Below are 12,529 nucleotides of genomic sequence, written 5' to 3'. Positions count from 1 at the left end.
CTCCAGCCTGGGAACATTTAGTTCTTGCGGCTCCAGCCGCTTCTTAAAAAACATGTTTGCAGGGACAGGCACCATTGGTGGACGCGGAGCGTCCGGAAGATGTTCCCACGCAGAGCGTAGGAACAATAAAGGCAGTCTCTTTTGCCCCGAAGGGGCCACTTTTTCCGTGCAAGGTCGCGGAAAAAGCCTAGTGACTTGCTCCTGAAACCCTGTCATACAAAACAAGAAAATTTGAACCACGCGAAGCGCGTGGCAGGCCAGCCGCTAAGTACGCAAAGTTAAAGACACGAAGCAGATCTATTGTCCAAAACCGGGACACGGTTTTGGACAAGGCTGCCTTCCTTTGCGACCTTTGCGTCTTGAGTGAGTCTTCGAACGGGCGGTTCAGGTTTCTTTATTTTTTGGGTTGCGGGCATAGCCCGCCTTGGACAGGTTGAAAAGTTTATAAGTTTCGCTGTAGTGGTAGTCTGTAGTCTGTAAAATCAAAGAGTTAGCACTACAGCGAAACTTAATTTGTTATGTGAACCTGCACAGACAGTACATAGCAGGGGACAGTCACCTGGCCATGTGCCAGTCCCCTTGAGGCACAAATAAGTGTCGTTGCAGGGTTAATCCCCGGACATCCTGTATCCGGCTATTGCCCTGCCGCAGGCGGCGCAGGCTCCCTTGTCAAGCCTTACCCCGCGTAGCTGGAATCCCAGCCTGGAGACAACAACCTCCCCACACCCGGGGCAACAGGTGTTTTCACCGTCGTGTCCCGGAATATTGCCGGTATAGACATATTCCAGGCCGGCCTTTTTCCCCGCCTGCCAGGCCATTTCAATGGTCTCTACCGGGGTGGCCTGCCTGTCGGTGAGATTGAAAGTGGGGTGAAACCTTGAGATATGCCATGGGGTGTGCGCTCCAAGGTTTTTCCCGATAAACCCGGCAATGCTTTCAATTTCCCGGATGGAATCGTTGAGTCCGGGAATAACCAGAGTAGTGACCTCCAGCCACCAGCCCATTTCCCTGATTTTCACCAGGTTGTCCAGCACCGGCTTGAGTCTGGCCCTGCACTGATCCCTGTAAAAGGTCTCGGTAAAAGCCTTGAGGTCGATGTTGGCGGCATCAATGACTCCATTCATTTCCTTCAGGCAGTCCGGGCTTTGAAAGCCGTTGCTGACAATAATGTTTTTCAGTTTTCTGTCTTTGGCCCTGCGTGCGGTTTCCAGAACCAGCTCAATGAAAACCGTGGGTTCAGAGTAGGTATAGGAAATACTTCCTGCCCGGTATTCCCGGGCGGTATTTACCAGCTGTTCCGGGGTTATGGGCTGGCCTTCCCTGAACTGATGCTCTTTGGGGGGCTGGGACAGGGTATAGTTCTGGCAAAAGCTGCAGGAGAAGTTGCAGCCCATGGTTCCCAGGGACAGGGTCGTGCTGCCTGGCATGAAATGAAAGAGGGGTTTTTTTTCAACGGGATCAACGTTCAGGGCGGCCACGTTATCCCCCACCAGGGTGAACAGCTGCCCCTGGGTATTTCTGCGCACCCCGCATATACCTCTTTCTCCCTGCTCTATCAGACAGAACTGACTGCACGCCTGGCACTGGATCTGATTTTCTTTCAATGGTTTCCACAGGACGGCCGGCTTGGGGCTTTGCATAATAAAAACCTCCAGGTTGATTGGTGAATCCCGGTCATGCCCGGGATGATGGAACCAAGGCGTATTTCAGCCGATGTGAATGTCTTATTGCTTATCCCATCCAGACAGTTAAAAGTTCTCGTACAACTGGAGGCGGTGTTTAAACGGGTGCAAGGTCAATATTATAAAATCATGCTGGTTAAAGCTGATAATGTTCCAGACATTGATAATCCTGGAAATTTTCAGTAAACACAAAACGTTGTTGGAGAGCTTTTGACTGTCAAGTAGAATAATAGGTTCATTTTTGTTGTTTTCAAGGAGACTGATGATTTTTTTTCGTATCTGTTTTCTGAACAGTCAAAAGTCCTCGTACAACACTCTGGTTTTATTACGTTTTTAGTATCTGTTTAGCGCTTTGCATGTCGCATGGCTTCCTGCCCGGAGGCATACAGCCCGGAGGGGGACAGGCTCTTCCGGGACCCACTTGTCCTGAAATTTTAGGCTTTTTTAGCATAAAAACCATGCTCAAGTGGGTCCCGGAGTGCCTGTCCCCGGCTTTCCTTAAAAGCGTTCAACAGTTAGCTGTTCGAATTATTTCATGTTTTTTGTGACAGGGTCTCAGGGGTACGTCAACTGGGAAGTCTGGAGAGTTTACGAACCGGAGGCGTGGCAGGAAGCCGGCCACATGCAAAGCGCTGAAGTGTTAATGTTTAACATACCCTGCAGTTTCAGTGATTTGTTCAAAAATCATGACGGGGTTTATTAAAAAGCTTGAGATTGAAGAGAAAAAACACTAGTATATAGAAACAGTTCAGCAATTTGCATATGGCACGGGGACTGGCTCTCCCGGCACTTATTTTTAGCTGATGTGAAGATCATTAATGAAATATAAGTGCTGGGGTGCCTGTCCCCGGTGGCCGAGGCGATTTTTACACAAAGTGTCGCTGTAGTGTTATAGAAATGGCCGAATCCGGGTTGATTCCCGGAGACCAACACAGCTTTTTCAAGCATTAGGGAGAGATCATGACCAGTAGGGGAGAAGCTTATCTGCAGGCTGGAGTTGACACAGAGAAGGCCGGCCGGTTTGTGGACAGCATTAAAAATATCGTGGCCAGGACCCGTATTAAGGGTGTCATAACCGATATTGGAGGCTTTGGCGGTCTTTTCAAGCTTGATATGAATGAGCTGAACGAGCCTGTGCTGGTTGCTTCTGCTGACGGAGTGGGGACCAAGCTGAAACTGGCCTTTTTGTTCGATCGACATGATACCATAGGCATAGACCTTGTGGCCATGTCGGTCAATGATGTACTGGTGCAGGGGGCAAGGCCGCTTTTTTTTCTGGATTACCTGGCTACAGGCAAACTGGAGACCAGGCAGGCAGAAGAAATTGTGAAAGGGGTGGCCAGGGGCTGTATTCAGGCAGGCTGTGCACTACTGGGAGGAGAGACTGCTGAAATGCCTGACTTTTACCCGCCCGGCGAATACGATTTGTCAGGATTCTGTGTTGGGGTTGTGGATGACTCCAGGATTGTTGACGGGGGCGAGATCAGGCCTGATGATGCTGTAATAGGTCTGGCTTCCAGCGGGCTGCATTCCAATGGTTATTCACTGGTTCGCAAGATTTTGTCCCAATCGGGCCTTGAGGGCAGCGATATTCTTCCGGGTACATCCAGAGAGGTCCGGGACGTTCTTCTGGAGCCTGCCAGGATTTACACTGCCGAGGTCAAGGGACTGATGCGCGATATCAAAATCAACGGCATGGCGCATATTACAGGAGGAGGTTTTTACGACAATATTCCCAGGATGTTGCATCGCGGGCTGGGAGCCAGGATAAAATTCGGTACCTGGGAGATTCCGGCAGTTATGCACTGGGTCAAGGACCAGGGAGAGATCATGTGGGAGGATATGCTGCAGATATTCAACTGCGGTATTGGTTATGTGCTGGTGGTATCCCGGAAAAACAGCGAAGAGGTCTGTTCAAGGCTCAAGGGCATGGGCTGTCCGGCTTGGGAAATTGGGCGTATAATAGAAATCCCCAGGGACAGCGAAAACATCATCGTAGAATTCTGACGTCTTGCTGCAGTTTCAAGACCGGTATGTATGGGATTATCGCCCGTATGTTCAAGCGCCCGGTACTTATTTTTAAAAGCCGTCAACCTTCCTTCAGAAAGAGGTTTAAGGTGCCTGCCCCCTGCCTTCCTAAGGCGGGCTGTGCACGCGTCCCAAGTGAAAAAGCCGCCAATCGCTGAAGCCCTGTACTCTGAAAATTTCGCCTGCCACGTCCTGCTATCTGTCCTGCCAAACGCTTCGCAGGATTCGCGTAGTCAGCTTGATCAGCGCGGTTCTTGTTTTTATAACATGGTCTCAGGAATAAGTCTAAACAGTGAACACTACAGCGAAACCTCTAAAAAATTATTACCTGTCTCAATTGCGGACAGGCACTTGCGCCGGTTGACGACTTGGAATTGCTCCAATAATTCGGCTGCAAAAGAGCCAGTCCCCGGAGGACAATAAATAAGTTTAGCTGTAGTGATAATAATGAGAGGTCTAAAATGGATACCACCCATCTAGTTGACCAGATCGCCAATCTGCAGATGCTTAACCAGTTCTTTCTTTCCCTGTTTCTGCTTATACCCATGGTCCTGGTGGCCAGGACAGCAGTGGCCGGTACCCGCTATTCGCCCATACTGATCATCGTTGTTTTCGGCCTGACCATGGGCTACGTCCTGGTGGCCAGCGGGGTAAGTACCCCTGGATTGCCGCAGTTTTCCCTCATCGATCTTATAAGCCGTACCACCATAGTGGCTTTGACTGTGGCATTCTTCGTGGGTGGACAGGAACTTCGAAAAATCCTTGGAGGAATCAAGCTCAAGCCCGATGACATGGTGGTACCCTCAACCGAGGAGACCGTGCTGGGGACCGGCAGGACACACCTGATCTTTATAGTCCGGGCTTTCTTTCTGCTGGTGGGCATAGAAGCCCTTTACCGGCTTATACTGGGCCTTGGAGCAGGAGATCTCAGCCGGTTTTATCCTGTCATTGCCTACCTTGGACTGGTGGGAGCCGTTATTCTCATAGATCACAAAGCCCAGGTAACCAATAAGAGGCGCTATATCAAAATGGGTCTGGTGGAGATCGCCGCTCTCCTGGGGGTCCTTGTCGGTTCCTATTCCATTGCCATGTGGATCCAGCCTCTGATAGCCCTGCCCCAGATTTTCTTTGCCATGATCATTGCCGCCGGCCTGGGAGCACTGATGTATCGCTGGCAATTCGGGCCGACCATCAGGGCGCTTCTTTTTGCAGGTATCCCGGTGGTGCTGGCTGCCAACTTCATGATAGGCGGGTCACGCATAGAAGAGGCCTTCTCCATTACCGGCATGAATGCTGTCCTGGCTTACGGCTTTTTCGGGCAAATGTTCTGGATGTTTGGAGGCATAGCCCTGCTCATGGTCTTCGGCAAGACCAACATGGCCCGCAACCTGGCTCCGGGAATGGCTGGAGGGCTTTCACATTCGGGTCTAACCGGCGCATGTACCGCTGGAGACCTGGGTAAGACCGCAGCCTACCGCGCCCCTATCATGATCAATGTGCCGTTTTTCGGACATATATTCGTCTTTTCAGTACTGGCCATGAGTGCACAGCAGGGCAGGCTCATGCTTGTGCCTTCTTTACTGATAGTACTAGCGGGAGTTGTACTGACGGTTCTTTCTCTCAGGACGATGAGCACTGCCCAGGGCGAAGACACCAGGGAGGTCAAGGGGTTGATGCAGTTTGCCTTTGGCTGGCAACTTTGTGCAGTCTTCGGTGGCTTTGTCCTGTTAAGCCTGGCCGGCATGTCCCTGGATTTTACCGCCATGGCTGTTTCTTCGGGCATATCCCATTTCGGACTTTTTGCAGCCACTCAGGAAGGCATGTTCGGGGTAGAGGCGTCTTTGATGATTCCGTTTATCTTTTCCATGCCCTTCCTGGTGCACCCCCTGGTGTTTTTCATGTTCGGCAGGGCCATGGAAAGAGATGGAGCCATGCCCAGCAAACCGGTTTATCTACTGGCTTTGATAGGACTTCTGGGAGTATTTTATTCCATGCTTGCAGTATAGCTCTGGATTGTATAATATCAGTTCAGTAATGAAGACCGGCCCAAAACTACAGCGAAACTAATAAAATATAACCTGTCCCCAAAAATTCGGCGGCACAAGAGCCAGTCCCCGGAGGACAATAAATAAGTTTAGCTGTAGTGTTGAGAAGCCGCCGGCAAGTCCTTTCACCACAGAAGCTGATATCAATGTCTGAAAACAGAGTCACTAAATTCGCCATTCCTGAAATCATTTTCGGGCACGGCAGTCTGCGCTATGTGGGCCAGTGCGCCATGCGCCTGGGAGCCAACAGGGCGTTTCTGGTCACGGACCAGGGGCTCATTCAGTCCGGCTGGGCGGAGCATGTCCAGGAAATACTCAGGGATGACAATCTGGATTATGTGTTCTTTGATCAGGTGGATTCCAACCCCAGGGACTACCAGGTGCACCAGGGAGCAGATCTCTACCTCAGTGAAAAGGCTGATGTCATAATATCCCTTGGAGGGGGAAGTCCCATGGACACCGCCAAAGGTATCGCTACCATAGTGGGCAATGGAGGCAAAATCGGGGACTATGAGGGGGCCAACAAAATAATGCGGCCTCTGCCCCCTATGATATTCATACCTTCCAATGCCGGCAGCGGATCGGATATCTCCCAGTTCTGCATCATCACCGACGTGCACCGCCAGGTCAAGATGTCCATCATCAGCCGTTCCCTGGTTCCCAATGTGTCCATTATCGACCCGGAGCTGCTCATGACCAAGACTGACGAGATGGTGGTGGCTTCGGCCGTGGATGCCCTGGCCCATGCCATTGAGTCTTACGTCTCCCCCCTGGCTTCCCCATTCACTGAAAGCCAGGCCGTCAAGGCCATAGAGCTTATTTCGGCAAACCTGCAGACAGCCCTGGAGACCCGGAGCTGCGAATCAATGGAGCAGCTTTCCATAGCCAGTACTGCTGCAGGCATGTCCTTCAGCAATGCCGGCCTGGGCATCGGGCATGCCCTGGCCCATTCCCTGGGAGGGATTTTTGATACCCTGCACGGACTGGTGCACCCCATTGTGCTGCCTGCGGTCATGCGCTACAACCTGCCTGCCTGTCCGGAAAAGATGTGCATAATCGGGCGCATCGTGCAGGGCTCCTGCAGCTCCTGTTCCAGCGACCAGGGGCAGGAGGGCATATCCAGGCTGGAAGAGCTCTTTGCAGGACTTGGTATTCCGGTACACCTGCGCGACATTGTCCCGGATGCATCCAGGCTGGAACAGATCTGCAAAATGGCGGTGCATGACGCCTGCATGCTGACCAACCCGCGTAAGGCCGGATGGGAAGAACTGCTCGGCATATGCGAGGAGGCCTGGTGATGCAGAAGGCTCCTGATCTAAATGATCTTGTGGGCATCGAACACAGCAAACTGGGTTTTTTTCAGGAGCTGCGCCAGAAGGTCGAAGAACTCAAAGAGGCCAATAAAAAATCCGAGGAGCGCCGAAGAGAAATCGCAGCCATTCTGGACGGCATCACCGATATCATGATGGTGCTTTCGGAGAATCTGCGCATAATATCCGTCAATCATGTTTTTCATGAGTTTTTTGACGAACCCCGGCCCGAGGGCAAATTCTGCTACCGGCTGTTTCGCGGCGAGGACCATCCCTGCCCGGAATGCCCGGCTTTCCGTTCCATGGCCACCGATTCCGTGTGCCGGGATACAGCCATATTCAAGCTGGGAGGCCGCAACCTGCAGTTTGAAATGGTGGCTTCTCCTCTGAAAAACAAGGAATGGGAAGAAAACCGGGTTCTTATATTCAAGCGTGACGTGACCCTGGAAAAGGAATACCAGGCCAAGTACTACCAGGTGGAAAAAATGGCCACCATAGGCATGCTGGCCGCAGGGGTGGCCCATGAAGTCAACAACCCCATGGCTGCCATAAACGGTTTCGCCGAGGGCCTGCGCCGGCGTCTGCCGCGTATTGAAAAAGCTGTTGATCCAGAACTGGCCCAGGATTTCCGCGAGTACACAGATATCATCCTCAAGGAATGCCAGCGCTGTCAGAAGATTATCCAGACCCTCCTGACCTTCAGCCGCCCTAAACATTTTTCTTTTTCCCCCATCAATCTGAACCGGGTGGTAAAAGAAACCCTGCGCCTGGTGGATCATAACCTGCGCAAGCGAAGAGGGCTCAAGATCAAACTGGATCTGCAGGACAAGCTGCCCCTGATCAATGCCGACGAATCGCAGCTCAAACAGGTGATACTCAACCTGCTGGTGAACGCCCAGGATGCCATCCAGGATAAGGGGCTGATCACCATCAGGACATCGGACCATGCGCATGAGCACGAGGTCTGCCTGTGCGTGGAGGATGACGGCTGCGGCATTGCCCTGGACAAGATGGACAAGCTGTTTGAGCCCTTTTTTACCACCAAGCCAGTGGGCAGAGGCATTGGCATCGGCCTGGCCTCCTGTTATAATATCGTCGAAAGTCACGGGGGAGAGATATCAGTGACCAGTGAGCCGGGCAAAGGCTCCAGGTTTACGGTATGTCTTCCTTTAAACACCGCTGTAGAGTGATATGACCAAGCAGTATTCAGTGCTGGTAGTGGACGATGAGCAGTCCATTCTGACCCTTTTCAAAAAGGAGTTCTCCACACCGGAAAGAAGCATCTCCACTGCCTCCTCCGCCTCCCATGCCCGCCAGCTCATCCGGAAAAACGTGTTCGATGTTGTCATTTTAGATATTTGCCTGCCGGATGCCGACGGCCTGGACCTTTATTCGGAGTTCAAGGAGCGTATGCAGGACGTGGAGATCATCCTGATCACCGGCCACGGAAATATTGACAATGCAGTCAGGGCCATGAAACTGGGGGCCTATGACTACATTACCAAGCCCTTCAACCTGGACAAGCTGGAACTGGTCATCGAGAGGGCCTGGCAGAGGGCCTGCATGCAGCGTGAAAACCGCAGTTACCGCCTTTACTCCGGTAACAACCGGACGCACAGGATGGTAGGGGCCTCTGAAAGTATAAAGCAGGTCCGCTATCTCTTAGACAAAGTCGCCCCCACCGAGGTGCCGGTACTGCTTACCGGAGAAAGCGGGGTGGGCAAGGATGTGGCGGCCCAGGCCATTCACCACGGCAGTCAGCGTGCGGACAAGCCCTATATCGTGAAAAACTGCGCCTCCCTGGTGAAAGAGCTGGCCCGCACCGAGCTTTTTGGACATGTCAAGGGCTCTTTCACCGGGGCCACCGAATCCAGCGAAGGGCTCATGGCCTATGCCCACAAGGGCACTCTTTTCCTGGACGAGATAGGAGAACTACCCCTGGAAGTACAGGCGTCCCTGTTGAGGGTCCTGGAAAACAGGACCTGTCGCCGGGTTGGAGAAAAAGAAGAGCGCAGCATAGATGTCCGTTTTATTTTCGCCACCAGCCGTAATCTGCATACCGAGGTGGAAGAGGGCAGGTTTCAGGAAGCCCTTCTGCACCGCATAAACGTTTTTAATATCGAGACCCCTCCACTGCGGAACCGCCTGGAAGACATCCCCCTGCTGGTGGAGCATTTTCTGGCCAGTCTGAACACTTCCACCACAGACTACCGGGTAACGGACAAGGCTATGAACTGCCTGATGAACTACTCCTGGCCCGGCAATGTGCGCGAGCTTCGAAACGTGCTGGAGCGCAGCATGATCCTGGCTGAACAGGGCAACATCACCGAAAGGTCCCTGCCCAGGGAACTGGTGGAAAAGACCCTGGCCGCTCATGAGCATGACGGCCGCCAGAGTGTCTTTTCCCTGCGCCTGGCGGAAAAAAATCATATATCCAGGGTGCTGAGCTACTTCCAGGGCAATCGCCAGCAGGCCTCCAAGGCCATGGGAATAGGAAGGAAGACCCTTTACCGCAAGATGAAAGAGTATCAGTTGGAGTAAGGTGTCTGTTTAGCCCATGGTTGAAGTGCTGTAACTGCAACCGGCTTGCAACGGAATTAGCGGGCAGTTCTTCCAGAACATGTGACCTTAAAACTGTATCTTTTTGACCCAAAAGGCATGTTTCAGCGTATCAAAATATCACTAAAGATAAACGCTTTGAAATAACTGGTTTTTTTCCTGAGCCATCCCCTTGTACAGGCTTTTTGGCGCTGCCTGTCCTGTCACCGTCCTTCAAAAGCACCACTCTTCACAGGCTTCTCCAGCCTAACTACCTGAAATAACTTGATTGTTTTTGTGGCATGCATGTTGCTGATATAAAGATCAATAGCTGCTGTTTGAAGCAGGTGCAGCGTTTTTTATTTATTTAATTTTTTTACCCAAAGGATGGTGTTTATTATGGCAGTACGTGAACAGGTTTATGGTTTTTTTATCCCCAGCGTTACCCTTATCGGCCTGGGTGCCCACAAGGAAGTCCCCGCAAAGATAAAGGCCCTGGGCGGCAAAAAGCCCCTGGTGGTAGCAGACAAGGGCATCACCGCCGCCGGCATCACCGAGCAGGTCACCAGCCTGCTCAAGGCCGATGGCATGGAATGCGTGGTTTACGACGATACCATTCCCAACCCCACTGACAACAACGTCCACGACGGTGTTGAGGTATTCAAGAAAAACAATTGCGACAGCGTCATCACCCTGGGCGGCGGAAGCTCCCATGACTGCGGAAAAGGAATCGGCCTGGTGGTCTCAAACGGCGGCAAGATCCACGACTTCGAGGGCATCGACAAGTCCGACAAGCCCTTTCTGCCCTACGTAGCTGTAAATACCACAGCCGGAACCGCTTCCGAGATGACCCGCTTCTGCATCATCACCGACACTTCCCGCAAGGTGAAGATGGCCATTGTTGACTGGCGCGTAACCCCCGGCGTAGCAGTGGACGACCCCCTGCTCATGATGGGTATGCCCCCGGCGCTGACCGCAGCCACCGGCATGGATGCCCTGACCCACGCTGTCGAGGCCTATGTATCCATAATCGCTACTCCCATGACCGATGCCTGCGCCGAAAAGGCCATCAGCCTTATCTTCCAGCACCTGCGCCCCGCAGTGGCCAACGGCCAGGACGTTGAAGCCCGCGAAGGCATGTGCTACGCCCAGTACCTGGCCGGCATGGCCTTCAACAACGCAAGCCTGGGTCACGTACACGCCATGGCTCACCAGCTGGGCGGCTTCTATGACCTGCCCCACGGCGAGTGCAACGCAATTTTGCTGCCCCATGTTGAAAAATTCAACCTCATCGCCAAGATGGACCGCTTCATCAAGATGGCCGAGCTCATGGGCGAAAGCATCGAAGGACTGGGACCCCGTGAGGCCGCTGAAAAGGCCCTGGAAGGTATCAGGAAGCTTTCAGCTGACGTAGGCATTCCCTCTGGTCTCATCGAGCTTGGCAAACGTTACGGCAAAGATGTCAAGAAAGAGGACATCAAGACCATGACCGCCAACGCTCAGAAAGACGCCTGCGGATTCACAAACCCCCGCTGCCCCACAGACCAGGACGTGGCCGCTATTTTCGAGGCCGCCCTGTAATTGCCTCTTCACCTGTTCCAGGCAGTCCGGCCCCCAAAGGCCGGGTTGCCTGGATTTATTTTTTGTGATCTTATGTGGTTTTGTGAAGCTGGACACCAGCCTGCTCAGGCATTATCCTGCAACGTACCTGTTCACATAACCACCTGAGAGCACAATAACACTACAGCGACGTATATGTTCAGCGCTTTGCATATGGCACGGGGACTGGCTCTCCCCGCACTTATTTTTTAAACATGTCAATCATCCTTCAGAAAAATAAGTGCGGGTTGGTGCCTGTCCCCGGTGGCCGAGGCGATATTTACACAAAGTGTCGCAGTAGTGATAAGGAATCAGGTTAATCATCATTTGCCGGGAGAAATCATGGAAGTTGTTGATATTCATACCTCCAGCGATAACGAATTCATCGCCAGGGTGGAGGAGGAAAGCGGACAGAACGTGCGTCTGTGCTATCAGTGCGGCAACTGTACCGCCGGGTGCCCGTACACATTTGTGTACGATATTTCGGTTAGCCAGATCATGCGCCTTTTGCAGGCCGGTCAGAAACAGAAGATTCTTTCTTCAAGGTCCATCTGGCTCTGCGCCACCTGCGAATCCTGCACCACCAGGTGTCCCAATGAGATCGACGTGGCCACCATCATGGACGTGCTGCGCCATATGGCCAGGCGGGAAGGATATGTATCCGAGCAGAAAGTCAAGAAATTCTGGGACAGCTTTCTGGATTCGGTGGAAAAACACGGCCGGGTCTTTGAGATGGGGCTTTTGACCAGATACATAACCAGGACCGGCCGGGTCTGGACCGACGTGGACCTGGCCCCAAAGATGCTTCCCAAGGGCAAGCTGTCCATAAGACCCCATAAGATAGAGGGCCGGGACAAGGTTGCCCGGATATTCAAACGCTTCAGGGAGGAGGCGCATAAATGAGAAATTTCGCCTACTACCCGGGGTGCTCCGGTCTGGGAACATCCATGGAGTACGACAAATCCACCAGGGCCGTGTGCAAAGCCCTGGGGATAAATCTTATGGATATTGACGACTGGAGCTGTTGCGGTTCCACCCCGGCTCACACAGTGGACCATCTGCTTTCATCGGCCCTGTCCGGGCGCAACCTGGCCCTGGCAGAGGAGATGGAGGCCGAGGCCATGATCACTCCGTGTCCCAGCTGTCTTTCCAATCTTAAAGGCACTGTGCATCGTTTGAGTGACCGCGGGTTTCGCCATAAGGTGAACAACCTTCTGGAAAAGCCTGTACAGCGCACCATGCCTGTCAAATCTGTCCTGCAGATCCTGGACGAGGAAGTGGGCGGAAAGGAACTGGCAGAACGGCTGCCGGAAAAACCCCTGCGCGG

9 protein-coding genes are annotated in these 12,529 nt (G+C 52.7%); 8 read left to right on the top strand and 1 reads right to left on the bottom strand.

Going from position 1 to position 12,529, the window contains the following annotated elements:
- Window positions 1–608: 608 nt before the first annotated feature.
- On the bottom strand, window positions 609–1,640 hold the full coding sequence (gene amrS / locus QZP87_RS13925; protein ID WP_291323527.1) for an AmmeMemoRadiSam system radical SAM enzyme: 1,032 nt from the start codon (window positions 1,638–1,640) through the stop codon (window positions 609–611).
- Window positions 1,641–2,642: 1,002 nt separating this feature from the next.
- Here amrS and purM point away from each other — a divergent pair.
- The 8 genes from purM to QZP87_RS13885 form a co-directional block, all read left to right on the top strand.
- The gene (gene purM / locus QZP87_RS13920; RefSeq protein WP_291323526.1) at window positions 2,643–3,689 is read left to right on the top strand and encodes a phosphoribosylformylglycinamidine cyclo-ligase; all 1,047 of its coding nucleotides are present in this window, start codon (window positions 2,643–2,645) and stop codon (window positions 3,687–3,689) included.
- A gap of 482 nt (window positions 3,690–4,171) precedes the next feature.
- Entirely contained in the window at window positions 4,172–5,716 is a 1,545-nt protein-coding gene (locus QZP87_RS13915; protein WP_291323525.1) for a hypothetical protein, read from the top strand.
- 185 nt (window positions 5,717–5,901) lie between these two features.
- Complete coding sequence (locus QZP87_RS13910; protein ID WP_291323524.1) at window positions 5,902–7,053, top strand: iron-containing alcohol dehydrogenase; 1,152 nt, start codon at window positions 5,902–5,904, stop codon at window positions 7,051–7,053.
- A complete protein-coding gene (locus QZP87_RS13905) occupies window positions 7,053–8,255 on the top strand; it encodes an ATP-binding protein (RefSeq protein ID WP_291323523.1) in 1,203 nt (400 codons plus the stop codon). The genes QZP87_RS13910 and QZP87_RS13905 overlap by 1 nt, the downstream gene beginning before the upstream one ends.
- A 1-nt stretch (window position 8,256) precedes the next feature.
- A complete protein-coding gene (locus QZP87_RS13900) occupies window positions 8,257–9,606 on the top strand; it encodes a sigma-54 dependent transcriptional regulator (RefSeq protein WP_291323522.1) in 1,350 nt (449 codons plus the stop codon).
- Between the two features lie 396 nt (window positions 9,607–10,002).
- The gene (locus QZP87_RS13895) at window positions 10,003–11,184 is read left to right on the top strand and encodes an iron-containing alcohol dehydrogenase (RefSeq protein ID WP_291323521.1); all 1,182 of its coding nucleotides are present in this window, start codon (window positions 10,003–10,005) and stop codon (window positions 11,182–11,184) included.
- Window positions 11,185–11,544: 360 nt separating this feature from the next.
- The gene (locus QZP87_RS13890) at window positions 11,545–12,105 is read left to right on the top strand and encodes a 4Fe-4S dicluster domain-containing protein (protein ID WP_291323520.1); all 561 of its coding nucleotides are present in this window, start codon (window positions 11,545–11,547) and stop codon (window positions 12,103–12,105) included.
- Window positions 12,102–12,529: heterodisulfide reductase-related iron-sulfur binding cluster (locus QZP87_RS13885; RefSeq protein ID WP_291323519.1), on the top strand; the 428-nt coding region annotated here is incomplete at its 3' end. The genes QZP87_RS13890 and QZP87_RS13885, both read left to right, overlap by 4 nt.

Origin of the sequence: Desulfonatronospira sp., assembly GCA_003563255.1 — a bacterium.
In the GTDB taxonomy this organism is placed as follows: Bacteria; Desulfobacterota; Desulfovibrionia; order Desulfovibrionales; family Desulfonatronovibrionaceae; genus Desulfonatronospira.
This window is presented reverse-complemented; position numbering and strand designations above follow the sequence as displayed.

What these genes read in the sequence shown, in the direction of transcription:
- amrS (WP_291323527.1), bottom strand. Translation starts at nt 1,640, where the DNA reads ATGCAAAGCCCCAAGCCGGCCGTCCTGTGGAAACCATTGAAAGAAAAT.
- purM (WP_291323526.1), top strand. Translation starts at nt 2,643, where the DNA reads ATGACCAGTAGGGGAGAAGCTTATCTGCAGGCTGGAGTTGACACAGAG.
- QZP87_RS13915 (WP_291323525.1), top strand. Translation starts at nt 4,172, where the DNA reads ATGGATACCACCCATCTAGTTGACCAGATCGCCAATCTGCAGATGCTT.
- QZP87_RS13910 (WP_291323524.1), top strand. Translation starts at nt 5,902, where the DNA reads ATGTCTGAAAACAGAGTCACTAAATTCGCCATTCCTGAAATCATTTTC.
- QZP87_RS13905 (WP_291323523.1), top strand. Translation starts at nt 7,053, where the DNA reads ATGCAGAAGGCTCCTGATCTAAATGATCTTGTGGGCATCGAACACAGC.
- QZP87_RS13900 (WP_291323522.1), top strand. Translation starts at nt 8,257, where the DNA reads ATGACCAAGCAGTATTCAGTGCTGGTAGTGGACGATGAGCAGTCCATT.
- QZP87_RS13895 (WP_291323521.1), top strand. Translation starts at nt 10,003, where the DNA reads ATGGCAGTACGTGAACAGGTTTATGGTTTTTTTATCCCCAGCGTTACC.
- QZP87_RS13890 (WP_291323520.1), top strand. Translation starts at nt 11,545, where the DNA reads ATGGAAGTTGTTGATATTCATACCTCCAGCGATAACGAATTCATCGCC.